The following is a 24,236-nucleotide window of genomic DNA, read 5'->3' as shown; positions in this document are numbered from 1 at the left end:
GGTCCTTCGGGCTGCGCCCGAAGTAAGCGAACACCCGCGCTGCGCGCGGGTGTTGCGCTCCTGCTCCGCGTGAGCGCGAGCGGGTGGCTGCGCCACCCGCACAACCCGGCCGCTGCGCGGCCGGGTTGACGGTCCGTTCGCTGCGCTCTCGGACCGGCGGGACTTACGTCCCGCTAAACCAGGCTTCCGCTTCGCTGCAGCCTGGCCGGCGGGTCCGCTGCGCTCCCCCGCCTTACCGGTCCTTCTGGCTTCGCCTCCAGTCCCTCAAGGCCCGCTAACGCGGGCCCGGCTGGCTACGAGAAAGGAGGTCGTGGCTCGGTGAGGGCTAGTCACCGAGCACACCTGTGTCAGCGTCTGCGGGCCCAGCCGCTCCCGATCCCGGCCACATGCAGCGCTAGGGCAGTCAGCCCCAGCAGCATCACATTCGTCGAAGAGAACGCATCGTTGGTGCTGAGATCCGCCGCGTTGATCAAAAACGCCACGAAGAACAACACCGCCGCGACTATGCCAAGCATGAAACGAGCTCCTCTCAAAGGGGTGAAACCCGTATGCCCGGTCACGGCCTCGTCAGGCATAAGCCCGTGCTCTTGGGGCCGTAACTGAGCCTTTTGGGCGGGTGCTCAGGCGTGAGCGTGCTGGGGCCTTGCCATCTTCTCTGCTGCTGTGTGATGCGCGAGCCGGCCCGCCTCAGGGCCCTGCAGACGCCGTAGGAACAGGCTGGCGGTGGCGAGGAGGCCACTGAAGGCAGCCAAAAGGAGGACGCATGCCCACATCTGCGGGCTTCCCGGTGCCTGCCAGCCGCTCCACAGGGCGGACGCTGCCCACAGAAGGGCACCCAAAGCGTAGAAGAAGCGGATGCGGCGGAGCTGTTGCACGGTGCGCAGGGGCATGATGCGTTCGGTCTTCGGTGACATGCGGAGCCGTGTACCCCCGATACGCCGTGACCACCAAGCCGGAAGACGACTGGGGGCGAATGGAGTGGCTGGGTCTTAAAGGGCTTGTTGAAGAGCTTCCAGCGATTTTAGTGCTTCACTTTGTGATGCAAGATAGACTCTGGACTCATGGAGTGGCACGCCTGAGAGGGTGTGAAGTCTTTGGGATCTCGCTTCCCCCCGCATGATCGGCTGCTGGGATCAAGTCTCGATGCTCTCACCGTAGCCGATCACACGCCGTCTACGTGCAGGGCTCCTCTTGCTGTCACGTCAGAGCACCCACCGGTCTACAGGAGAAAACAGATCGGAATGGCAGGGATGCAACTCCGTCCCCATCAGCGAGAAGCCGTGGACAGGGTACTTCGCGCCCTCGAATTGCCTGCAAGATCTCTTGTACCAGAGGGCGGCCTGCGGACTCAGGTGATCATGGCGACCGGATCCGGCAAGAGCCTCGTGGCTACCCGGAGCGCTGAGGAGCTCCGCGCTGGCCGGGTCCTAGTGCTCGTGCCCTCGTTGGACCTGCTCGCCCAGACCGAGGCCTCCTGGCGCGCCGGCGGCTGCACGGGCCCGATCATCGGGGTCTCGTCCCTGCGCGGGGATCAGGTGTCCTTCCCCAACACCACGGACGTGGACGAGCTGGTCTCCTGGGTGAAGCCGTTCGACAAGGTGACCGTGTTCGCCACGTACGCCTCGTTGGGGCTGGGCACGCTGGAGCGCGCTCATGAGGCCGGCCTTCCGGGCTGGGACCTGATCGTCGTGGACGAAGCCCACCGCTGTTCCGGCCGGATCGGGAAGCCGTGGGCAGTCGTGCACAACAATCAGAAGATTCCGTCCCTGCGCCGCTTGTACATGACGGCCACGCCCCGGCTGTGGCAGCTGGACGAAGACTCCGAGCAGGGCGCGCCGGGCGAGCTGGTGGCCTCGATGGAAGACGACCCCAACGGGCCGTTCGGCAGCCGGTGTTTCACCCTGACGTTGTCGGAGGCTATCGACAGGGGAATCTGTGCGCCGTACCAGGTGGTGTGCGTGGACGTCACCGACACCCAGCTCCAGGCCGCCGTGCTGCTCGGTGCGGACGGCAGGTCGGACCAGGTGCGCGGGGCCCGGCTCGCCGCGCTGCAGACGGCCCTGGTGAAGGCGGCCGCGGAGGAGGGCTTCCGCCGAACCCTCACCTTCCACCACGTGGTCAAGGAAGCCGAGGCATTCGCGGCCGGCCTTCCCGACATCGCCGCACAGCTGCACGACAGCGATCCGGAGGTGTACCCCAAGACGATCTGGGCGGACTGGCTGTGCGGTGACCACAAGCCCAGCCACCGGCGGCGGGTTCTCGGGGAGTTCGCCGACGGCATCGCCACGGACGGCACCGTGGTGGAGAAGGGCTTTCTGAGTTCCGTGAAGGTCCTGGGCGAAGGCGTGGACACCCGCAACTGCGACTCCGTGTACTTCGCCGACGTGCGCGGCTCCATGCCCGACCTCGTCCAGGCCGTCGGCCGGGCGCTGCGCATCCAGCCGGGTGAAGGCAAAATGGCGTCCCTCGTGGTGCCAGTACTGCTGGGGCCCGGGGAGACACCCGACAACATGCTCACCAGCCGGGCGTACGGCGGCCTGGCCAAGCTCCTGGAAGCGCTCAGGGCGCATGACGCCCGCATCGTGGAGCAGCTCGCCGAGCCCCAGGCGCGAAGCCGTGCCAGGGGCGTGCACACCCGCAGCGGGGGCCAGGAAGACGAAGCAGCCGGCAGCGACCGAAGCGACCGAGAACTGTCACCGCCGGCGCGAGCACTGCTGAAGTTCTCCACGCCGCGTGACCCCGCGCAGCTGGCCGCGTTCATCAACCTGCGCGTCCTCAACCCCGAACACGCCCACTGGCGGCGCGGCATCGAAGCCGGCGCCATCTACTACCGACTCCACGGCGACCTACGCGTGCCGTTCACGTACCGCGTGCCCGCCAAGAACGACCAGGAGGCGGAAGCCGAACAGTGGCCCACCTCCCTGGCGGGGTTCCCACTGGGGCAATGGATCGCCGACGCTCGCAGGTTCTACGCCCGCGGGGACATGGACGACGACCGCATCGCGCAGCTGGAGCGGCTCGGCATGGTGTGGTCGCACTACGACGTCGCCTGGGAGGAAGCGCTCACTGCGGCCCGTGGGTGGGCGGCCGAACACGGCCACCTTCTGGCCCCCACGGACGCCACGCACCACGGTTTCAAGATCGGCATCTTTCTGAAGAACGCGCGGGCCGCCGCCCGCCGGGGCATGCAGGCCGAGCAACGGCAGACCCAGGGCCTTCCAGTGAAGACGACGTCGGCCTGGGTGCTGTCGGCCGAGCGGCGCGAACAGCTCGAGGACATCGACCCATCGTGGTGCCCCACCTGGCCGGTGGAATGGCAACGCGCCTTCCACCTCACCCGGCAGCACCTGGAAGCCGGCGGCACGCTACCGAGCGAGCCGGGCATCGTCGTACGCCAGGGCGAGGACCTCGGACGATGGGTCAAGACAGTGCGCTTCGGCGGGGACAAACTCACCAATGTCCAGCAGTGGATGTGCGAGAACATCCTCGGCATCCAGCCCGCGACCGAGGACGAGAAGCCGCGTCTGCGCCGCACACAGGCCGACAAGTGGGCGCTCAACTACGCTGCCGCCAGACAGTTCCACGAGCGCGAGGGACACCTTCAAGTACCGAGGCAGCATGTCGAACGGATCGCCGTCGCCAGCGGGGACGACGCTCGCGACGGCGCGAGCAGCGGGGACCAGGAGGAACGAGAGATCAAGCTCGGGGCATGGATCGGGAATCAGAGATCTAGAGCCGCGACGCTGTCGCCGGAACGGATCGAACAGCTCTCCGCCATCGGCATGCGCTGGACGTAGATTCCGACGGGTTTTGCCCTGTGGCGCCCTCGAGTCGATCCGTTGGCAGGGAGACCGCCGGTGGCACTGCGGCAGGTCGGGCATGAAAGCACCTCCTAGCACCACCGGGGCTGTGCCCATTACCCGATGAGCCGACGAGCCGTTGAGCTTGGTGTGCACAGTGCGGGGCGGGACATGGAGAAGGCCGGGCAGACCGACGTTGAGTCCGTGGACGTGCTTTTCCTGGCTGCCGACAGAACGACAAAGTGTTTGAGATGGCCAACTGCTGCTCCCGAGGTGGCGTTTGAGCGGTGCCCACCGCTGCAACCGTTCCCAGCTCGCAAGGGCAAGCGGATGGCGCCGGGATGGTGGTGGTCGTCAACCACTGGGCGGCTGGTGCACTACGGATCTGCGGCGATGCGACTGCACGTGATGCTCCTCGATCGCGACCCGCGCGTCAGCGGCTTGGCCGCCCGGCCGCTTGAACTGCGGTGGCGCGAGTCGAGCGGGATGCGGGCGCATGCTCCTCAGCTGATGCTCCGGCTGGCAGGTGGCCAAGGGGTGCTCGTCGACTGTACAGGGAGAGGGGAGCTGTCTCGGCGCCAGCGGTCTCTTGCTGCGATGGTGGGAGAGATCTGTACGGCGGCGGGCTGGCAGTACTGGGTGCTCGGGCCTGTTGACGCGATCTACCGGCGCAATGCGACCTGGCTGGCCGGATACCGACACCCGCGGCACCACGGTGGTCGGTTGCTGGCTGCCGCGCTGCAGGAGGCGTTCGCCGAGCCCGCGCCGCTATGGGAGGGCGTACGCAGGATCGGGGATCCGCTGGTAGTGCTTCCTGCGCTCTTTCATGCTCTGTGGGCGGGACGGCTGGCGGCGGACCTGGGGGCGCCGATGCATGAGCGGATGCCGGTGTGGGCGCAGGCGGCAGAGTGAGGACAGACAGCAAAGTACCGGGCAGGCCGGTCGTGGAGCTGGGGTGCCAGGTCCGGTTCGGGGGGTGTACCTGGACGGTGGCGGCCCTTGCTGACGGTCAGGTGCGGCTGGTCGCCGAGGACGGTGCGGTAGCAGCGGTTTTGCTGTCGCTGCTGTTCGCCGATGTGGGGTTCAAAGTCCTGGATGCGCCGGGAGGGCCCAGCGTGCCGCCGCTGGGCTTGCTGGAGTCGTTGCCCGAGGCGGTACGGGAACGAGCCCTGGCGTGGGAGCGGCATGTGCGGGAGGTGGAGACGGGGCAGCCGGGCGAGCCGGGTGCGGCAGGTCCGCCGCGGGCGGAGTACGACCCGCAGGCGCGGACGCTGGCGCAGCGGGAGGAAGCGAAGGCGGCGGAACTGTCGGCGGCCGGCATGCCCACCAGCGTGGTGACGGTGCGGCGGATGCGGGCCCGCTACCGCCGTGAGGGGGTGTGGGGGCTGGTGGACCACCGTGCCACCCGGCCACGGTCCGTCCTGGGGCGGGCGGACGAGCGGGTGGTAGCCGCCCTGCGGGAGGTGCTGGAGGCCGGGCGGGAGCGCTCCAGCGGGACGCGGGGACGGCTGCGGGTATACACCGAGCGGCTGCTGGCCGAGCAGTACGGAGAGGGGGTGGTGCCCCTGCCCTCGAGTGCGACGTTCAACCGGCTCGTGCACGCCCTCGCCGACGGACGCGGGCTACTGGGCAGTGCGCGGCAACGCCGCTGGCGATCAGCCCGGCCGGCTCCCCCGTTCGTCCCGACGACGGTGATGGCGCCGGGTGAGCTGGTGATGATGGACAGCACCGTGCTGGACGCCTTCGTGGTGCTCGACGACGGGGTGGTGGAGCGTCCGGAACTGACCATCGCGCTGGATGTGGCCACCCGCACCATCTGCGCGGCCGTGCTGCGTGCGAAAGGGACCCGCAGCGTGGACGCGGCGCAACTGCTGGCGCAGATGATGGTCCCGGCGCCGATGCGGCCCACCTGGTCCGAGGCGCTGGCGATGGAACACTCGGTAGTGCCCTACGAGCGGCTGCTGAGCGTGGATGCCCGGCTGGAAGGTGCCGCGGCGCGGCCGGTGATCACCCCGCAGACCATCGTGGTCGACCAGGGAAATGTGTTCGTCTCGTCCTCGTTCATCGCCGCCTGTGAGTCGCTGGGCATTTCCGTGCAGCCCACGCCGCCGGGCAACGGGCCCGCCAAGGGGCACGTGGAGCGCACCTTCTCCTCGATCAACACGCTGTTCGTGCAGCACGTGGCCGCCTACACAGGCTCGCACACTGGCGAGCGCGGCCAGGACGCCGAAGGCGAGGCGGTGTGGACGCTGGCCCAGCTGAACGACCTGCTGCAGGAGTGGATCATCTGCGGGTGGCAGGAACGCAAGCACGACGGGCTACGGCACCCGATGATGCCCCGCTGTGCGCTGTCGCCGCACGAGATGTGGGCGGCACTGGTCGCCGTATGCGGGTACGTCCCGGTGCCGCTGGGCCGTGAGGACTACATCGAGCTGATGCCCGTGAAGAGGCAGAAGATCAACGACTACGGCATCCGCATCGACTACCGCACCTACGACCACAAGGCCCTCAACCCCTACCGCGGCGAGCGCTCCCCGGCGGCGGACGGCCTGTGGGAGATCCACTACAACCCGCACGCACCCGGCCAGGTCTGGGTACGCCTGCCGAAGCCTGACCAGCCGCGCGGATATGAGTGGGAGGCCGTGCCGTGGATCCACCACACCCTGGTCAGCGCACCGTTCACCGACTTCACCTGGCAGTACATCAAGCGCACCGTCGCCCGCCGCACCCACCGCGCCCAGCACGAACACGACCTGGCGCTTGCCCTGCGCGAGCTGCTGGAACGCGCCGCCGCCGGACATGGCACCCGCCGGGAGAAGGTCGTCACCGCCCGCACCCGCACCGCCGCAACGGACGGTGCGGTGTGGGGGATCTTGTACGGCCAGCAGCCGGAGGCCGAGGTGCTTGAGCCCGCCGACGAGGACGTCTTTGACGACAGTGAGGACGACGAGGAGCCCCTGACCGACGACGGCGCCGTGGACGCCTGGCCGGCTGAAGGTGCACAGCCGAGCAACTCCTCGGCTGCTCCAGTGCAGGGAGCTGGCGTACCTGCTGCGCGCCGCGCCAAGGTCACGGTCTACGACCCCTTTGAGGAATGCCTGCGATGGTGAGTCCGCTCGTCTCGAACGACGCCGCGGGGTTCGCACCGCTGGCCCCTCCGACCGTATGGCAGGGATGGGACGCCTTCGTCCGCCGTGCCCCGGCACCCTTGCGCGACGCCGCCGATCCAGCCTGGTCCCAGGCCGAGCGCGAGGACTACCACTCCGAACTCGCCGTCATGCGCACCCCCGCCATGGACAGCGTGTTCACCGCGGTGCGCCGGCTGCTGCTGGTCAACCGCCGCCAGCAGGCCGGCGCCCGCCGCGGTTTGATCATCTCTGGTCCGGCCACGACGGGTAAGACCACGACGATGATGGCACTGGGGCGTTCCTTCCATCTGGCTGACGCTCGCCAGCACCCAGGACAGGCAGAGCGCAGGCCTGTGCTGTTCATCAGCGTGCCGCCGGCCGCCACCCCGAAGATGCTCGTCAGCGAGTTCGCCCGGTTCCTCGGCATGCCCATCACCGACCGCCTCAACCAGACCCAGATCACTGGCGCCGTATGCGACCTGTTGTGTGAGCTGGGCACCCAGCTGGTCCTCATCGACGACGTCCACCTCCTGGACACCCAGCGGCGCGCCGGAGCTGAGACCTCCGATCAGCTGAAGTACCTCGGCGAACGCATCCCGGCCACCTTCGTGTACTCCGCGATCGACATCGAGACTTCCTCGCTGCTGAGCGGGGTGCGCGGGGCGCAGATTGCCGGCCGCTTCAAGATCTTCCGCCACCGTCCGCTGGCGTATGCGACCGAGCAGGACCGGGCTGTCTGGGACGACCTCGTGCGGGCCATGGAGGACCTGCTGAGGCTGCGCGCGCACCGGCCCGGAATCCTGGTCAAGCATGCCGCTTACCTCCATGCCCGCACTGCGGGGCGGATCGGCAGCCTCTCTCACCTCATCCGCGAAGCCGCCCTGATTGCCCTCACCGAAGGCGCCGAGCGGATCACCAAGCAGCTGCTGAGCGAGGTCGAGCTCGACGCGGCAGCCGAAGCCCAGGCCCGGCCCCACCGCCCTCGCCGGGCATAGTGCGCGCAGATGGCACACCAGCATCCGTCTCGTGCGGCGGTCCGCAGCACGGCCAACGGCGGGGAACGGACGGCAGCGTCCGGCGTCCTCGTCACGGCACTGGCCGGCGGTGCGGCCGGACGCGTGGCACCGCTGCACGGGGAGCTGACGCTGTCGTTCCTGAACCGGCTCGCCGCCCGCTACCACCTCGGCCTGCGGGACCTGCTCGCCGCCATCACCGAGACCGACGGTCGGCAAAACGTCGCCGGGATGCTGTACCCGGACAGCGAGATCCACCTCAACGCCCAGGCACGCGAGCGGGTGTGCGCCCTCAGCCGCGTTCCAGCGGCGGTGCTGGAACGAGCTCTGCCGGCGTGGGCGCGGGCAGAACCACACGCGCACTACCCAGGCGGCCCGGCCGGCCGCCTGACCCGCGGTGAGGAAGCCGTCGCCCCGTGGGGGCCCGCCTGCCCCTCCTGCTGTGCCGCCCGCACCGGCCGCCGCATGCCCGCCCGCCGGTACCTGACACCTGGAGAGCGGGTCTGCGCACGCCACCAGTACTGGCTGCTGTTCCTGCCCGGAACCAGCGGCCTGCCCGTGCCCCTTGGCCGGTGCCCGGAGGTGGTCGACGCCCAGCGACGGCATGTCCGACTGCTGCGCCACTGCCCCGCCGGTGCGCAGGCCTTCGAAGTCGCCCGTGCTGTCACCGGATCCTGGTGGGACCAGCCCTGGCCGAACGAGGAGCATCTGTGGCCGGCCCGCCTCGATGCCACCCGGCCCGTCGGCGCCGATCCTGGCTGGTGGAAGACGGCCGCCCGCGACCTGATCACCTATCCGGAAACCGTCGCCGTGGCGCAGGTAGTGGCCAGCCCCTACTGGCAGCAGCAGACCATCGCCCAAGCGCGCGGCCATCTTCCCTATCGGCTTGGCGAGTTGCCTCAGCTGCTGGCCGAGCTCGCCGGCCAGCTCGGGCGGCCGTGGCTCGCCCACCACCTCGCCACCGTCACCCACGGGCCTCTGTTCACCTGGGCCCACTCCTGCGTACACACCCGCGCGGTCGCCGCACCCGCGGCGCAGAAGACACTATGGGCGGTGCACTCGGCACACCGGCCCCGCACCCTCAGCGACCTCCTCCCCCACGCTCCGGCCGCCGACGGCACCCAGCCCGCGGCAAAGCCCGCCAGACGCCTACGCGGCCACAGCCTCCAGGCCGAGCAAGCCTTCCAGACAGGCCTGGCCCAGGCCCACGCCTACCACCAGCAGCACGGGCACCTCGCCGTGCCCAAGGAAGACACCCCCGCCGACTATCCGCTGGGCCAATGGCTCGCCAACACCCGCGCACGCCACACCCGCATGCCCGCCCACCAAGCCGCCGCCCTCACCGCGCTGTACCCGTGGTGGAACGCGCCCTGGAGCACGCTGTGGCAGCGCACCTGGCACCAAGCCCGCACCCACCACCAGACCCATGGCCCGCTCAAGCCAGCCCGAGGATTCCCCACCACCAGCTACAGCCTCGGCGAATGGCTATACCTACAGTGCACCCGCTACCCCACCCTCCACCCCGAACAACAACGCCTCCTCACCCAGATCGGCATCGACGCCGCGGCAGCCGCTGCCGCCCGGCCCAGACGACGCAACCTCAAGGCCGGCGCCGAAGAAGCCCTCGCCCACGCCCGCTCCTACGCCGCCGAACACGGCAGCCTCGCCTCCGTGACCTCGGCAACCGTCCACGGCGATTTCCGCCTGGGACAGTGGCTCGCCAACCAACGCAACTACCAGCGCACTGGCCACCGGCCCCTGCCCGCCGGCCGCGCCCAGGCCCTCACCGCCATCGACCCCTGGTGGTGCCCACCCTGGCACCTGACGTGGCAGCGCAGCTATCACCGTGCCCGCAACGCCGCAGATGGCCACCGCCTCCAGGCCGAGAACGGCTTCAATGCCCTCGACGACTCCGGTGCCGCCGACTGGCTATGGCGCCAGTGCGCCACGTACGGCGAACTCCACCCCGAGCAGCGGCAACTCCTCGTCGGTATCGGCATCACCACCGAGGTGGCCCGCACGACCCTGGAACATGCACGTACGGCCCCGAAGAGGCCGACGGCGACCCCGGTCGCGGACGTGAAAGACAAGGCCGGCCGCGCCAGAAAGGCTGCAGGCCCTGCGGCTGTTCCGGGTCGACGCCGCACTCGGCGTGCCACCGAGCCGAAGCGCCCCCGCGATCCCCACAGCCGCCTCGGACACCGACCCGACCTGAGGCCGGGCTTCGAAACAGCCCTCGCACACGCCCGGGCCTGGCACGCCGCACACGGCCACCTCGCAGCTCCCCGGGACACCCTGCACGACGGGTATCCGCTGGGGTGGTGGCTGTTCAGCCAGCGCAACCGAGCCAAGGACCGGGCACGCCGCGGTCTGCCGCCCTCACCCCACCTGACCGAGCTCGCCGCGATCGACTCGTGGTGGAACCCGCCGTGGGACCTGCACTGGCAACGCAACTACTACCGCACCCGCGACCACATCAAAGCGGGCCGCCCGTTCGACCCCGCAGCCCGCATCCCCGCCCCGAGCACAGTCCTGGGCACCTGGATCACCCGGGCATGCCTCCAGTACGACCAGCTCCACCCCGGCCAGCAGCACCTGCTGAACGCTATCGGCATCACCGCCCAGACAGCCGGCCACTGGCGGCCCAGTCCCCGACCCCGGCCCCACGCCGAAGCCCTCCGACACGCCCGCACCTGGGCAGCCGAACACGGCCACCTCTGCCCGCCAATCAAAACCGTCCACGACGGCTTCCCCCTCGGCACATGGCTCGACAGCCAACGCCAACTCGCGAAGAAACGGACCAGCCCCTCCCCCACCCAGCAGATGCTCGCCACGATCGACCCCTGGTGGAACCCTCCCTGGCCCATCCTGTGGCAACGCGCCTACCACCACGCCCACACCCACCCCCGCCACCCGGCCACCCGCCACTGGCTCCACAACCAACAACGCAGCTTGCCACTCCTCCACCCCCGCCAACAACAACTCCTCACCACCACCGGCCTCGTCAGCATCTGAACGTTGCCTCCAGCCGGTACCGGCTCGCACTCCGGTGGCTTCCTGGAGCAGCGGCGGCCGGGAACTTCGGTAACGGTGTCGCCGAACAGCCCCTGAGCGGCGCCGCGATGAGCGATACTGGTGGGTACGTCCAGCGTGCCCATTGGAAGAAGCACGCGGTCAACGAGTAAGAGAAAGGCGGCGCGGAGAAGGTTAAATGAACCGGCTTGAGGGCTTTATCAGCAGTCTTTTTGTTAGCTGCTCCCCCTGACCCACCCTGCCCAAAAAGCCGAAGAAAACCTCCGCTAAAACCGCCGAACAAAGCCTCTGAAAAACCCCACGGGAACAGCGAACCCACACCCCAAGGGGCTAGCAGGCCTGCCGTAAAACACCACCGGCCCGCCCTACGGCGGCGCCGGCCCTCGGCATGCCCTCACACCACGGCACCCTTGTGCCGCCTCTCCCCGTCCCAGCCGCCCTCCCGCGGCTTGTTCAGGCATGAGGCGGCCCAGCCGTCACGTGCTGGAAGGGCATCCACGCGATGAACTCGTCCTCCCTCGCCCCCATCACCGGCTTTCTGGCCGGACTCCCCGCCGTCCTCGCCGGTGCCCTGGGCGGCGCACCCTGGTGGGCCGTCGGAGTCATCGTCATCGCGGCATACCTCGCCGTCCCCCTCACCAGCCTCATCCTCGAACACTCACGACAACGAAAAGGAACACTGGTCGATGAGAAATTCGCAGCCACACTCGACCAGATAACGGACCCCGAAAAAAGAATCCAAGCCATCATCACCTACCGGCAAGCCACAGCCCCCGCCACCACTCCCCAGCCACCACCCGACCCACCACCAGGAGCACAACCGCCCGCGAACCCAGACAGCGCCAGCCAGTCACCGGCGTCCACCTAGACGAACAGGCGGCCTGCAGTGGCGCTGGCTCCGCGAGGCTTTGAAGGTGCACCAGCGCTGGCTACCGGCGCTGACGCACCGATCGAGGCCGCAGCCTCTGGCCGGAGCGATCACCCCGGCCAACGAGGCCGGACATCAAGGACGACCGGGGCCTCGCCCAGCGGGCCGTCCTCGATCCGGAACCGGCGAGCGGACAGGATCGCGCGCACGGCCTGGTTCATGACGGCCTGCTGGGCATCGCACAGCTCGGCGGGAAGGTGATGGGCGGCCTTCGGGTCCTGCTGCCACTGCACCCGCAGCGCACGATTGTTGCCGGGGACCGGGGCCAGGCCCACCCCGGTCTCCTCACCGTCAGCCGCCGCCTCGATGTCGCGGCAGGCCGGCCAGCAGCACGGCCCCGAGTCCCGCCCGCGCGAGCTGCTCCTGCGCCCCGGTGAGCGCCGCACCGTCCAGCACGGCCCTGCCCGCGAAGTAACGTGCCTGCCTCCGGTAGTCCCCGACCTGAAGGCCCATGGTCGAGTTCTTCTCCTTCCCGGCGGGGCAAAGGCCCTGAGAATGTTCGGCTGACGGGTCTGTGAGGCGTACGTCACGGACGGCGGGGTCACAAAAGGCGGGGGTGCGTGCACTACATAGTGTCGGCAGGTGAACGGGTCACCGCCGGGGAAGGCGGACCATGATGGATCCGGTGCTCGGGGGCGGGCTGCTGATGCTGTGCAGCTGGTTGTATCGGCTGCTGCACATATGGATGGCCAGCCATACCGAACTGCGCACAACCGAGATGCAGCAGCAAGGTCTCAGCGAGCGCGTGCGGCACCTGCCGCCCGGCAGCCGACTGCTGGAACGGCCCGGCAGGGTCGAGGTTGTGACGGGAGCGCAGCCGGCGGAGTTCCGCCGTGGCTGAGTCGGTCTCGCCCGTGGCGGGGAAGACGGTACAGGCGCCTTCACAAATCGACGGGGCCTCGCCCGCGTTAACGACCAGCAGTCTTGAGGACCTCTACCGCGTCGAGATGCCGCAGCTGACGCGGTTCCTGGTCCGGGTCGGCGCGACCCCCTACGAGGCTGCCGATGCCGCTCATGAGGCCTTCACCGTAGCCATCGAGAAATGGGACAGCATCCGGGAACCGCGGGCATGGCTGCGCAAGGTCGCTCACCGCTGCTATCTGCGTCAGACGGGCCAACGGGACACCCCCTACGACCCGTTGCCCGATCGCCCAGGCGGTACCTGTCCCATCGCCCACGTGACCCTCAAAGAGGGAAATCAGCGGGTCCTGAACGCACTGGCCCAACTGCCACCGCTGCAGCGGCACGTCATGGCGTGGGCCCAGGACGGCTTCACCGACCAGGAGATCGCCCAAGCGCTTGATATGCAGGAAGCCGCCGTCAGGAAGAACCGAAGCCGCGCCCGGCTTCGACTGCAGCAGACTCTCGTTGAGAAGACAGGGGGCCGCGATGAGTGAACACACCATGTCCCGGGAGACAACGGTCCCCGAGGGTGACACCGTCCAGGGAGATGGCCGCCCCACGGCTGCTGATACACGTCTGGATCAGCTTCTTGCGGCTGCCGACGAAGAACTGTCCCAGTGTCTCGACGACGCCCTCGATCTCACGGACGGTCTTCAGCAGCTCGCTTCCCTTCCTTCCTGCCCCGCTCCTCCGCGACCGGCCGCCGGCCTGAACGGGGATGCCCTGCGCTGTTCGAACCTGCACAACACCGGGCGTCCCGGCGAACGCACCCGCATCGACGACAACCAGCAGCTACAGGAAGCCCTCGACCTCCTGCAGCACACCAGCGACCAGTTCCACGGCCTTGTGAGCATGACGGACAACGGCCCGTCATCCCTGGAGACCGCACGGTCCAAGCTGACCCACGCTCAGCTGGTCATCTCGCGGCTCATCACCAAAGCACGAGGCAGGACACTCACGAGGACGCAGAACACCGCGGCATTCAACGACATCCACGATTGCGTCAACACGGCCTGGACCACCGTCGCGCAGACACTGGAAAGCCCCGCCGCAGACCCCCACGCCGTGCTCCTCGACGACGCCCTCGACACCCTCGACGGCGCCACACAACGCATCACCCAGGCACACCGCATCCTCGACCACCTCCTCAACCAGATCGAAGAGGACCTCGACCAGCCCCTCCCCGCCTGAGTCACCCCCACCCGGATGACGCGCTCACCGCCGACGACCTCACCAGATCGTCAGCCAACTCACCGACGGACGACTGCCGGCGACCATTTCGTCGGTCCCCCCGGGTACCCCGCCTGCCGCGCTGCCTCCCAGCCCCGTAGAAGACAGCGCCCCATACCAGCGATCAACGAACATGAACACCGGCCAGCGCAGATGACACGACCTGACAAATCAACGCACCATCTGGCAAACCCACAGATCACAAGCCCACCCGAGGTCCGGCACCACACCTCTTACCCCACCCCTGCCGCGCTCGTAGCCCTCGACCGACGGCGCACACCAAAGTGATCAGAGCAGGTCAGCCCACCGACCACCGATCACAAAAACCGCTCCTGGACATGGCCGCCCTGCGGGAGCTGGGCGTGGAGTGGGCGTGACGCTCCCGCCGGCGGGTCGTTGAACCGGTCGGACATCCCAGAGCACAGAGAGACCCCGGGCCGCAGATGCCCGGGGTCTCGTACGTGTGGGGCTGCACACCCACGCGGGCTACCAGCGGCGCAGGTCCTTGGTGAGTTCGCCGTACCACTCGGTGCGGCGCGGCACGTACTCGTCAGGCGCCGGTCCGAGCGCGACGGCGTGGTCCGTGATCCCGTAAGTGACCCGGTAGGCCAGGACCTGGGTGGCGAGGTCCATCCACTCCTGCGTCTTGTGCGCCGGCGGCACGGGACCGAGCACGGTCACGAACCACATGGGCAGCAGGGCGCGGTCGCGGATCGCGTCGGCCAGACGGCCGCGCAACAGCCAGTTCAGCTTCCTCTCCGCCTTGTCGCCCTGCTCGATCAGCGACGCCTTCGCCTGCCTCAGAGAGTCATCCTGAGCCAGTGCGGCCTGGGCGGTCTGGGCGGGGCCAGCCAGTTGCCGGGCCCGCTGATCGTTCCTCTCGGCGAGGGTGCGGGACATGCCGAAGTCCATGACGGCCTGCTTGAACTCGCGGGAGGTGCGCGGCTGACTGGCCAGGATGCCGGCGGCCTCCACCACCTTGTCCCGGTGTTCGTCGCGTTCGGCGACCGCGCCTTCGTACTCGCGGACCTTGAGGCGGTGGGCCTCGCGCTGGTGTCTGGGGAGCAGGCCGGAGCGCACGTGCCAGCCGTGGTTGGCGGTCCTGGCCAGCTTCTTCCACTCCGGGTCGATGGTGTCGAGGTCGGCGAGTGGGGCGCCGCCCGCGGCGAGCAGGTGGGCTTCGAGGGCCTGGACGCGGCCGGTCAGCCGCTTGAGGGACTGATCCGTGTCCTGGATGTGGCCGCGTACGTCGTCGTCCAGTTCGGTGAGGTCGTTGCGGACGGTGCTAAGGTCGTCCTCGAGGCTGCGGATGCCGCCCCGGATGTCGCGCAGCTCGTAGTCGAGGTCTTCGACCTCCCCTAGCTTCGAGCGCAGCGAGTGCAGTTCGTGCTCCATCCCGCCGGTCCGGGTCTCCAGACGGCGGACCTGGTAGCTGTAGTCGTCGCTCACCGCCGCGCCTCCTTCGGCTCGGCGCCTGTGCTGTCCATCGAGGACCCGGCGACGAGCATCCAGCCCACGGCGGCGGCGATGATGAACCACCGGCTGATCACGCTCAGGCTGATGAGGGCCATCAGGAGCGCGACCACGTGCAGTCCGATGGCTCCGAAGCGGCGGTCACGGTGCTGTTCGGCATCGACCTTCTGGAAGCAGCCGGCCACCGTTCCCATGAAGTGCGGGCCCAGCAGGACTAACCACCAGGTCGAGCGGTCGAGGACGAAGACGAGCGCGATGAGCACCGCGGCGACGGCCGCCTGGCCGCGCCAGGACCACGTCACGATGCGCTCACTGCGTCTGCGCTCGGGTTCGGCCAGCCGCTCGGGGATCGTCTTCTCGAACTCCACCAGCTTGCTGGTGACGTTCACCAGCCGGGCGTACTCCACCGGGAACTGGTCGCCGTCGGAGTGCTTCAGCACCTCGGCATGGCGAGCGCCGACCTTCTGCTGAAGTTGCGCGAACTGCTCCTCGATCTCCTGCTCGGTGCTGCCCACCGAACCACCCCCACCCGCGATGCGACGACACGCCGACCGGACACTTCCCACCGGCAGCCACCGCCAGCCGTCAAACCGATCGACCGTACCCGCAGCTGTCCGGGACCCGCCGGGCAATCAGATGCAGTGGCCGAAACCATGCCGATCAACCCCGCGCATCGGTGCCTGCCCCGGGTCGCCCCGGCCTGACGGGCGGCGGAGCGCGGCGGCCCCCGGTCGACGCGCAACCGGCTGGGCGCGCCCCGATCCCCGGCCGTGGCCGCTCCGCCCATCCCGCCCGTCCCTTCCTCCTTCACTCCAGCCAAGGGACATGGGCAGAGCAGCCGCAACGGGGATGTCAGCGATCCGACCACGGCAAAACAACGTGGTGACCTGCGCGGACACGGAGACGGTCCTGCGGGCCGCGCAACACCCAGCGCAACCCTTGGCGCAACCTCCAGCGCAACAGATAGGCGCAACACCCAGCGCAACCTCGTGCTCCTGGTCGACCGGGGCGACCGGTCACGCGGCCCGGACAGCTCCGTGGGCGCGGGCGAGGTGGCGCAGCTCGGACCGTGCCGCCGGCACCGAGGGGACGGTCTCCCAGTAGGGGTGCCACCACAGCCGTACGGACAGGAGCAGCAGGCGGCGGCGCAGGGCGGTGGTGTCGCGGGGACGGGGTGCGGCGAGTGCTTGGTAGGTGGCGTTCCAGGCGGCTTGCGTCTGCACCAGGTCGTCGGGGAAGTCGGTCACGTCCATACCGGCATTAGATCGCTTGTTCGAATTACGTGTCACTTCGGACACGCCCCGTCCGGTGCTGTGGTCGGGGGTCGCGACCAGCGTGGTCGGCCTCATGGTCGGGGGTCGCGACCGTCATGGTCGGCCTCATGGTCGGGCCTGTGGTCGCCCCCATCACGGCGGTCTCGCCCGGTCTGGAGCGGCACCCGGGCGGGTGATTTTCCTTCGCGTACGCGGGCGCAGTCCTAGCTGTGCGCGTCCAACTTGCCTATTTCCAGGGGGTATTGACAGCTTTTAGTGTGCTCTGTCATGTTCTGTCCCGCCGCTTCCGGCGAACGAGCGAGAGGTGATCTCATGCGACGAACCGAGTACGACGCGAGCCAGGCCGCCAAGCGACTGAAGGTGCCCGCAGCGGCCTTCCGGTGGGCCCGCCACACCGGCCTCATCCCTGACCCGGACGCGTCGTCCTACCAGTGGTCCCGGGCCGCTGTGGAGGCTCTGGACGCCGACGCCATCCGGGCCGCGATGTCGTCCCCGCCGATCGGCGGCGGCGTGGCGGCGGACCGGATCGCCGACGCACTCGGCACCCCGAACGTGATCGGCGAGAAGGCGAACGTCACGGCCTTCGTGGTGCGGCGGTTCGTCGACCGCGGCCTGCTGGTCGACCTGAGCGCGAACCCGGACGGGACGCTGCACCACCCCGGCCAGGTCGCGGAGGTCTGCCGCCGCGAGGACCTGGCGGACCTGGTCGCCGCCGACACCCCGCTCGGACCCGAGCAAGCCGCCGCCCGGCTCCGGGTACGGCGTGCCGACTTCGACCACATGGTGCGGCTCGGCTGGGTCCGCTCACCGCAGTCGATCGAGGTCCGCTTCGGCACGAGCCGGGCCGGGGCCGTCGACGTCGCGCTCTACACCACGGCGTCCGTCGACGGGGTCATCCCTGCCCATCCCGAGGTCGACTGGGAGCAGCTGCGTTAGGACAAGTAACTCTGGCTGTCTCATGTGGCATCTGAGGCGACACCGGGAGAGCGGGGAGACCGTTAGGTTCCCTGGACTCTTGTTGTGTCAGAGGGAGTTGGGGTGGATCACTTCTTTGTGTCTCACGGCAAGGTGCGTCGGTTCTACGAGGCACCGCCGGGAGTCGATCTCGATGCGGTGGCGTACGTACAGCGGCCCGGGGCGGTGAAGGAGGGCACGCCCTTCTTCCTTGATCCCGGGATGCGTCCGGCCGAGCCGTTGTGCTCGTTCTTCCTGGAGCTGTCGAAGTCGCTCAAGGCGAAGTCCCTGGAGGATTACACGTACGACGCCTTGGACCTGGTCGACTTCCTAGGCCAGCTCCCCGTGCCGACCGACCTGGCCTCGGCCACGGAAGACGATCTGGTGGCTTACCGGGAGGACTGCACCGAGCACCGTGAGGCGCCGGACAAGCCGGCCACATGGCGAAAGCGCCGGTCGCTGATCAACAACTTCTACGACTGGGCCGTCGATGCGAGGCTGCTCGATCAGCGGCCGTACTTTCGCCGTGGCAACGGGCGGGATGTGCTGGCCTGGGGCGCCACGACCGAGCTGGATGTGCGTCACCTGACCTTCCGGCAGTGGCGGTTCCTCAAGCAGGTGGGCCTGCGCGGTTGTCTCCCCGACGGCCCGGTTGATCCCGCCTTCCGGGGCCGCTCCCCGCTGCGCAACAGCGTGGCTGGCGAACTGGCAATCACGACGGGGATGCGGCTGCGCGAGTTCAGCTGCCTGCTCGACATCGAGGTCGGCCCGCCGCGTCGGGACGCCTCCCCGGCTGAGGTGATGTTGCAGGCCATCGCCAAGTTCGGGCTGCCGCGGGTAGTGGCCGTCCAGCACGCGACGCTGCGAGAGATCGATCTGTATCGCCGCACTGAGCGGGCCGCGATGGTGCGGTCCTCGGTGAAGGCCCTGCATCGGCGCCGGCATGAACTGTTCGTTGTCGACGACGTCGACCTGCGGCAGATGAAGCTGCGGGGCACCCTGCACGGGCGGCGCCGGACCTTCCGCGTTGAGGCGATGCCCGCCGAGATCCGCCGGGTCGCCGTCATCGAGGGCAACCTCGGCCTGGAGCCGATGGCCCTGTTCGTCGGCCGCGGCGGACGGATGCTGTCCAAGCAGCGCTGGGAGCAGATCTTTGACGAGGCCCACCTACGAAGCCTCCGGATCAGCGACGAGCACGAGGCCGAGGTGGTGATGCCGGCCCGGCTGCGGATCCACGACACGCGCCACACCTTCGCGATCTACATGCTGCAGATGCTGACGCAGCTGGTCCTGCGGGAGGAGTCCGAGCGGCTGGCTGCCGGCGGGCACGGTGCCTACCTCGCCGATCATCTCTCGCGGAATCCGCTGCTCATTCTGCAGCGGTTGTTGGGACACCGGCGCCCAAGCTCCACGCTTCGGTATCTCACTTACATCCGGACCACGAATCTGCTGGTCAGTCAAGCGATCGCGGAGTGGAACGACCGGGACAAGACCTACGTCGACTACGCGGCCGTGTTGGTCGGGGCGGGGGCGGTCTGATGGCCCGCCGCGGCGAACGCAAGGTTCGGGTCCGCGCCGAGGGCCCGCCGCCGAGGCCTGCTTTGGACCACACCGGGATCCGGGTTGTCACCTCGGAACACCGGGGCCGGGTGAAGCGCCACAGCATCAATCCTGCGGACTACCGATGTTCGGTGCTGGCGGCACAGCTCGCGGACGAGTGGGTGCGGATCACTCGCGCCCTGGGGATCGGCGACGGCGGCGCCAACTATGGCGGGGCTGTCAGAAAGTTCGCCGCCTTCACGGACGAGTACGTCCGGGCACGCAGCCTGGATCCGGCCCGTGTGCGGCTGGACCGTGATGACATCGACCTCGTCGAGGTGGTCTATGCCTGGGAGGAGGCGCTGCGCCGGGAGTTTCCGCGGTCCAAGCAGCCCTACACGCTGGTCAAGGCCCTGCTGGCCATGATCGAACAACGCGCCGCGTCCGGGGCCAGGGTCTGCGAGAACCTGAAGGCCCGTACCCAGGCGCCCACCGCCTTCCGCGCTCCGCGGGGCAAGCCGCTGGATGAGTTCACCAACGCCGAGCGGATCGCCCTGCGGGACGCGGCCCGCGAACAGGTACGGGAGACGGAGGCCCGGCTCCACCGCGGCAGCGATCTCCTGGCCGTCGGGACGGACCCCCGGGACGGCGGCTGGCGCAGTCTGCCCAACCTGCTCTGGGCCGCCCGCGCCGGAATGATCAACTCGAAGGTTCTGAAGCGGGAACTGCCCTCTGAGCCCAAGTGGTGGCCGCCGGAGATCCGCGGCCTGCTGACCACCTGGAAGAACGACGGCAAAACTCGGCGCCCCGGTGTCCGGGCCCTGGTCAGGGCCCTGGGACACACCCTGTTCGCCGACGAGATGGACCTGCACGCCTTCCGGGTCCTGCTTCTTCTGGGCATGTCCGACACGACCCCGGAGGAACTCCACGATCTGAAGGTCCCCGACATCGAGTTCACCGACGGCGGAGTGCGACTGGTCCAGCAGAAGAACAGGGCCAGCCGCATCCGGGCCGACCTTCACCCGGAGCAGACCACATGCCGCAGTGAGGAAGATCCGTACTTCGCCGGGTCGGGCGCCTGGGACGTTCCCGGCCTGCTGCGACGTCTACTGGCGATCACCGCCCCGGCCCGGGATGCCTTCGCCAGCGAGCAGTGGCTGTTCCTGGCGGTGGATTACCGCAAGGACACCGGCGGGCTCGGCGCCACATACGCCGAGTTCACCCACGACCAACGGCGGTTCACGCACTGGATCGCTGTCCAACACGACAGCGAGGGGCGACCGCTGGTCATCTCCTGGCCACACGATGTCCGGCGCCTACGCAAGACGGCCAAGGTGGTCCGCGCGGTCGTCCTGGGCGGCTCGCTCACCGACCTGGCCGGCGACGACCACCACGTCGAGATCTACCGCGGCCACTACGCTCACGGCACGACCGCGCACGTCCTGGCGGGACAGGCCATCAACCGGTCCCAGCAGTGGGTGTTCCAACGCGTCGCGCAAAAACCGGTGTTCGTCGATGCCGCCGCCGAGCCCCAGTTGGAAGAGCGGGGGGTCGCCGAGTCGCTGGGGCTGAGCTCGACGGAGGCAAAGGCGATCCGCGCGGGCGAGCTGGACATGGGGCTCACGCACTGTCGCGACCCCTACGACTCTCCCCACCGAAGTGACGGCAAGGTATGCCATGTTGGGCCGGCGATGTGCATGCTCTGCCGCAACGCGGTGATCTTCACGTCCCAGCTGCCACGGCTGCTGATGCTGTCCGATCACATGGAGCGGATGCGGGCCGCGCTTCCTCCGCCCCAATGGCAGGCACTCTGGGGCCGCCAGGCAGCCGCGCTGCAGGAAGTCTTCGCCGAATGCGCCGACCTGCTGCCCGCCGCCCGTCAGCAGGTCCTCGACCTGGGCCTTCGTCTTGACCTACCGCTGGGCCAGCGAACGGAATTCGACCGATGACACCTCAGTCGGCACTCCAACCCGCCGTCTCGGCCCACTTCCGCGACGACGAGCCGGTCTTCGGCCCCGGTTACCGCCTCGTCGCTGGCATTGTCGTCCCGCGCTTCGGCGACACCGACTTCTGGTCCGGCGACTGCATCGGCCGCCCCGCCAACCAGCCTCCCACCCGATACAAGATCCATTTCGCGCCGGAGGACCCGCTGATCACCCTGCAGCTGCGGGAGATCGCGTTTGCCCAGTTTAACCCCACTCACCGAGTACTGCGGAAGGCGGCCATCTACCGTTCGGCCGAGCCGGTGGCCTTCCCGACGGTCAAGATGTGCTGCCAGAAGCTGCGGGTGATCTTGAGGTGGGGACGGCGGCAGGGCCTTCCGGCGGACCCGGGCCGCTGGGCTGCGGCAGACTGGCAGTCCTTCCTGGACGAGCTGGCCGCGACGGTCGGCGACACGACGGCGGCCAACCACGTGGGCGCCGTCCGTACCCTGCGGGAACTCGCCGCGGTCGTCACCGGCGTCACGCCGTTCGACGACCCGTGGGACGACCGCTCCGCCGCCCAGCTCGGACGGCAGGCAGTGCTCAACGCCACCACGGACGACGCTGCGCTGGCCACCCCGACCATCCCACCGCAGACCTGGTGGCCCTTGATCCGCGCCGCCTGGACGTACGTCCACACCTTCGCCCCCGACATCCTGCGCTGGAAAGACCACTTCGAGCACCTGGCCGTGGAGCTCGGCCAAGGGGCACCTCGTCGGCACGTCGCCAGGACCGCCGACGACACCGATGCCCAGATCGCCGCCTGGCTGGCCGACCCAGGCCACCGCGTGCCGGTTCACGCCGTCAACCGGCACGGCACCAAGGCAGGCGACCCCATCTGGACAGTTCTCAGCGAGCTGATCACCGCAGGACAGCAGCAGAGCATCTTTGCCACCCACGGCCGCGCGCCGCGCGCACGCGCCCTGGCCCGCCGGGCGGCCGTCCTCGCCGTGGTCGCCCAGGGCCGCACGCAGGCGGTCCGAGGAAAAGTCGCCGCAGCCGTCATGAATGCTCCCCGCCATGCCCCCGCTGGCGCCCGCCCGTCCGCAGCAGTGATCGACGAGGAGCTTCGGCAGTGGCTGGCCAACCCGGATAACCGCGTTCCCATCCGGTCGGCCGACGACGGCGTCGGCCAGGCGGGAACGGTGATCTGGAGCACCCTCGCCCGCCTGATCTGGGGCATCCCGACCGGCGATCGCTTCACCTCGCATGCGGCGTCGGGACGGGCCCGGCGCCAACTTGTCGCGGATGCTGTCGCTGCAAGGCGAACCGTGGTGATGGCCGCCAACCGCTACTGGTCGATCCCCCAGCCCTGCCCCGGCGCCGCCCACATCACCTGCAAGGATGGCACGACCCGTCCCTGGCGCACGCACATCACCCAGGCGGAACTGACCGTCGAGCTACGCATGCTCAGGGCAGCCTGCTACGTCTTTGTCATCGCGACGAGTCTCATGCGCGACTCGGAAGTGCAGGAGATCCAGCGCGACGCCGTGACCACCTACTACGGGTCCCCGGCCATCAGATCTCACAAGCTCAAGCACAATCCGGAACGGCCGGAGTCGTTCTGGTGGATCATCGATCCGGTCGCCGAGGCCATCGCCGTCGCGGGACAACTGTCATGGCACCCCACCCACCTGTTCGCCAGCCTCAAGCCACCCCGTGGCAAGAAAAACCGCGGCGATCGCGGCATCATCGCCGCCGAAGACATCGACTACTTCATCACGCACGTCAACGCCAGCGCCGACGCCTACGGACTGGAGACGATCCCCGACGCGCATGTCCGCTCGCACATGTTCCGGCGAACGATGTCGGTGATCACCGGGCGCGAACCGGGCTCCGAAGTCGCCCTCGGCCTCCAGCTGAAGCACGCTGCCCGCCGGGCACTGGCCAACTGCACCACGCAGGGCTACGCGCAGATGGACACCACGTGGGCCAAGGAGTTCGACCAGCAACTCGAGTACGCCGCCGCACTCCGGTTGGTCGACCTGCTCAGGGCCCGCCGGACAGGCGAGAAGGTCGCGGTCGGGCCCGGCGCCGACCGGCTGCATGCCGGCCTGGACCAGGTCATCTCGACCATGAACGAGGACCCCCTCCTACGGGCGCAGATCGCCGATGAACAGGCCGAGGCAGCCCTGCTCGCCACCCAGTTCACCAACCTCCACCTGGGAACCATCAATCACTGCATGTTCGACGCCCCGCAGGCCGAGTGCCAGAACGAGCTGCCCGCCGATCAGCGCGGCACGGCCCCTCTGATCGGCGCCTGCCAACCCGACCGCTGCCGCAACTCCGTGATCACCCGCCGACACGCACCGATCTGGATCGCCGAGGAAGACGACCTCACAACCAGAGCCCAGGACCTCAGCCTGTCACCGCCCGGCCGCGAAGCCGTCCTAATCCGTCTCGCCGACGTCCAGCGCATCACCCGCGCGCTTCGACAAGAAGGAGTCACCCCCTGATGCCAGTGTCCGCCAAGACCGCCACCAAGCTCCGCGAGGCCATGGCCCGGCTACTGGCCAGCGAACCGCTGCACACCGACGGCGCCCTCACCAAGGAGAACCTCGCCCGAGAAGCCCAGGTCAGCCACGCGACCGTCCACCGCGCCGACGACATCCTCGCCGAGTGGAACGCCAAGGTCGCCCGCCCGGTCCTCCGCACCCCCGGCGAGGTCGCCCGGGACGAGACGATCACCCAACTCCGCAAGCAGCTTCGCGAGGCCAGAGCCGAGATCACACAACTCAACGGCAAACTCGACGCCCTCGCGACGGTGACCGCGAATCTCTACCACGAGAACCTCGCCCTGAAGAAGCGCGACAACGACCGAAGACTCGCCCCTCTCCCCTCCTCCGAGTGAGCACTTCCAAGGGAGCACGGAGCGCGTGCGCGATGGTGGTCGACCACCGCTCGTGATCACGTTCGGTCGAACGCGAGGCCGTGGGCGGAGCGAACGACGGAACAGCGGTTGGCTCTAAGCACTTGATC

20 protein-coding genes are annotated in these 24,236 nt (G+C 68.9%); 13 read left to right on the top strand and 7 right to left on the bottom strand.

Annotation, left to right across the window (positions count from 1 at the left end; translation table 11 throughout):
- Window positions 1-347: 347 nt before the first annotated feature.
- Both OG852_RS49100 and OG852_RS49095 read right to left on the bottom strand, forming a co-directional pair.
- A complete protein-coding gene (locus tag OG852_RS49100) occupies window positions 348-515 on the bottom strand; it encodes a hypothetical protein (RefSeq protein ID WP_330346709.1) in 168 nt (55 codons plus the stop codon).
- A 105-nt stretch (window positions 516-620) separates the two neighbouring features.
- Entirely contained in the window at window positions 621-914 is a 294-nt protein-coding gene (locus OG852_RS49095; protein WP_330346710.1) for a hypothetical protein, read from the bottom strand.
- Between the two features lie 327 nt (window positions 915-1,241).
- On the opposite strand from OG852_RS49095, the gene OG852_RS49090 reads away from it, so the two are divergent.
- From OG852_RS49090 to OG852_RS49070, 5 genes are all read left to right on the top strand, one after another.
- Window positions 1,242-3,797 carry a DEAD/DEAH box helicase gene (locus OG852_RS49090; RefSeq protein WP_330346711.1) on the top strand — a complete coding sequence of 852 codons (2,556 nt, stop codon included), beginning with the start codon at window positions 1,242-1,244 and terminating at the stop codon, window positions 3,795-3,797.
- 276 nt (window positions 3,798-4,073) lie between these two features.
- Window positions 4,074-4,712: a TnsA-like heteromeric transposase endonuclease subunit gene (locus OG852_RS49085; protein WP_330351360.1), complete on the top strand. Its 639-nt coding sequence runs from the start codon at window positions 4,074-4,076 to the stop codon at window positions 4,710-4,712.
- A 77-nt stretch (window positions 4,713-4,789) separates the two neighbouring features.
- Complete coding sequence (locus tag OG852_RS49080) at window positions 4,790-6,910, top strand: Mu transposase C-terminal domain-containing protein (protein WP_330346712.1); 2,121 nt, start codon at window positions 4,790-4,792, stop codon at window positions 6,908-6,910.
- A complete protein-coding gene (locus OG852_RS49075; RefSeq protein WP_330346713.1) occupies window positions 6,904-7,923 on the top strand; it encodes an ATP-binding protein in 1,020 nt (339 codons plus the stop codon). The genes OG852_RS49080 and OG852_RS49075 overlap by 7 nt, the downstream gene beginning before the upstream one ends.
- A gap of 9 nt (window positions 7,924-7,932) precedes the next feature.
- On the top strand, window positions 7,933-10,956 hold the full coding sequence (locus tag OG852_RS49070; RefSeq protein WP_330346714.1) for a Helicase associated domain protein: 3,024 nt from the start codon (window positions 7,933-7,935) through the stop codon (window positions 10,954-10,956).
- 996 nt (window positions 10,957-11,952) lie between these two features.
- Here OG852_RS49070 and OG852_RS49065 read toward each other — a convergent pair.
- Together OG852_RS49065 and OG852_RS49060 are read right to left on the bottom strand one after the other, a co-directional pair.
- Window positions 11,953-12,177 (bottom strand): hypothetical protein, encoded by a 225-nt coding sequence (locus OG852_RS49065; protein ID WP_330346715.1) that lies wholly within the window; start codon window positions 12,175-12,177, stop codon window positions 11,953-11,955.
- Window positions 12,178-12,193: 16 nt separating this feature from the next.
- Window positions 12,194-12,355: a hypothetical protein gene (locus tag OG852_RS49060; protein ID WP_330346716.1), complete on the bottom strand. Its 162-nt coding sequence runs from the start codon at window positions 12,353-12,355 to the stop codon at window positions 12,194-12,196.
- A 160-nt stretch (window positions 12,356-12,515) separates the two neighbouring features.
- Between OG852_RS49060 and OG852_RS49055 the strand changes: the two genes are divergently transcribed.
- Genes OG852_RS49055 through OG852_RS49045 form a run of 3 tightly spaced genes read left to right on the top strand, consistent with a single transcriptional unit; the run spans window position 12,516 to window position 13,996 of the window.
- The gene (locus OG852_RS49055) at window positions 12,516-12,743 is read left to right on the top strand and encodes a hypothetical protein (RefSeq protein ID WP_330346717.1); all 228 of its coding nucleotides are present in this window, start codon (window positions 12,516-12,518) and stop codon (window positions 12,741-12,743) included.
- Window positions 12,736-13,299 carry an RNA polymerase sigma factor gene (locus OG852_RS49050; protein WP_330346718.1) on the top strand — a complete coding sequence of 188 codons (564 nt, stop codon included), beginning with the start codon at window positions 12,736-12,738 and terminating at the stop codon, window positions 13,297-13,299. The genes OG852_RS49055 and OG852_RS49050 overlap by 8 nt, the downstream gene beginning before the upstream one ends.
- On the top strand, window positions 13,292-13,996 hold the full coding sequence (locus OG852_RS49045) for a hypothetical protein (protein WP_330346719.1): 705 nt from the start codon (window positions 13,292-13,294) through the stop codon (window positions 13,994-13,996). The genes OG852_RS49050 and OG852_RS49045 overlap by 8 nt, the downstream gene beginning before the upstream one ends.
- A gap of 525 nt (window positions 13,997-14,521) precedes the next feature.
- Here the strand turns inward: OG852_RS49045 and OG852_RS49040 are convergent.
- The 3 genes from OG852_RS49040 to OG852_RS49030 all read right to left on the bottom strand — a co-directional run bounded on the left by OG852_RS49040 (window position 14,522) and on the right by OG852_RS49030 (window position 16,761).
- A complete protein-coding gene (locus OG852_RS49040) occupies window positions 14,522-15,484 on the bottom strand; it encodes a hypothetical protein (protein ID WP_330346720.1) in 963 nt (320 codons plus the stop codon).
- Window positions 15,481-16,023, bottom strand: a complete 543-nt coding sequence (locus tag OG852_RS49035; protein WP_330346721.1) for a hypothetical protein — start codon at window positions 16,021-16,023, stop codon at window positions 15,481-15,483. Before OG852_RS49035 ends, OG852_RS49040 begins: the two co-directional genes overlap by 4 nt.
- Before the next feature lie 501 nt (window positions 16,024-16,524).
- Entirely contained in the window at window positions 16,525-16,761 is a 237-nt protein-coding gene (locus tag OG852_RS49030) for a hypothetical protein (protein WP_330346722.1), read from the bottom strand.
- 333 nt (window positions 16,762-17,094) lie between these two features.
- Between OG852_RS49030 and OG852_RS49025 the strand changes: the two genes are divergently transcribed.
- The 5 genes from OG852_RS49025 (at window position 17,095) to OG852_RS49005 (ending at window position 24,108) form a co-directional block, all read left to right on the top strand.
- Window positions 17,095-17,718, top strand: coding sequence for a hypothetical protein (locus OG852_RS49025; RefSeq protein ID WP_330346723.1), 624 nt, complete (start codon window positions 17,095-17,097; stop codon window positions 17,716-17,718).
- A 102-nt stretch (window positions 17,719-17,820) separates the two neighbouring features.
- Window positions 17,821-19,275, top strand: a complete 1,455-nt coding sequence (locus OG852_RS49020; protein WP_330346724.1) for a site-specific integrase — start codon at window positions 17,821-17,823, stop codon at window positions 19,273-19,275.
- Window positions 19,276-19,385: 110 nt separating this feature from the next.
- Window positions 19,386-21,224, top strand: a complete 1,839-nt coding sequence (locus OG852_RS49015; protein WP_330346725.1) for a hypothetical protein — start codon at window positions 19,386-19,388, stop codon at window positions 21,222-21,224.
- The gene (locus OG852_RS49010; protein WP_330346726.1) at window positions 21,221-23,713 is read left to right on the top strand and encodes a hypothetical protein; all 2,493 of its coding nucleotides are present in this window, start codon (window positions 21,221-21,223) and stop codon (window positions 23,711-23,713) included. Before OG852_RS49015 ends, OG852_RS49010 begins: the two co-directional genes overlap by 4 nt.
- Window positions 23,713-24,108: a hypothetical protein gene (locus OG852_RS49005; RefSeq protein WP_330346727.1), complete on the top strand. Its 396-nt coding sequence runs from the start codon at window positions 23,713-23,715 to the stop codon at window positions 24,106-24,108. The genes OG852_RS49010 and OG852_RS49005 overlap by 1 nt, the downstream gene beginning before the upstream one ends.
- Window positions 24,109-24,236: the final 128 nt, after the last annotated feature.

This window comes from Streptomyces sp. NBC_00582, assembly GCF_036345155.1.
Taxonomy (GTDB): domain Bacteria; phylum Actinomycetota; class Actinomycetes; order Streptomycetales; family Streptomycetaceae; genus Streptomyces.
Note: the sequence above shows the minus strand (reverse complement) of the source record. Positions and strands in the feature narration are given on the sequence as shown.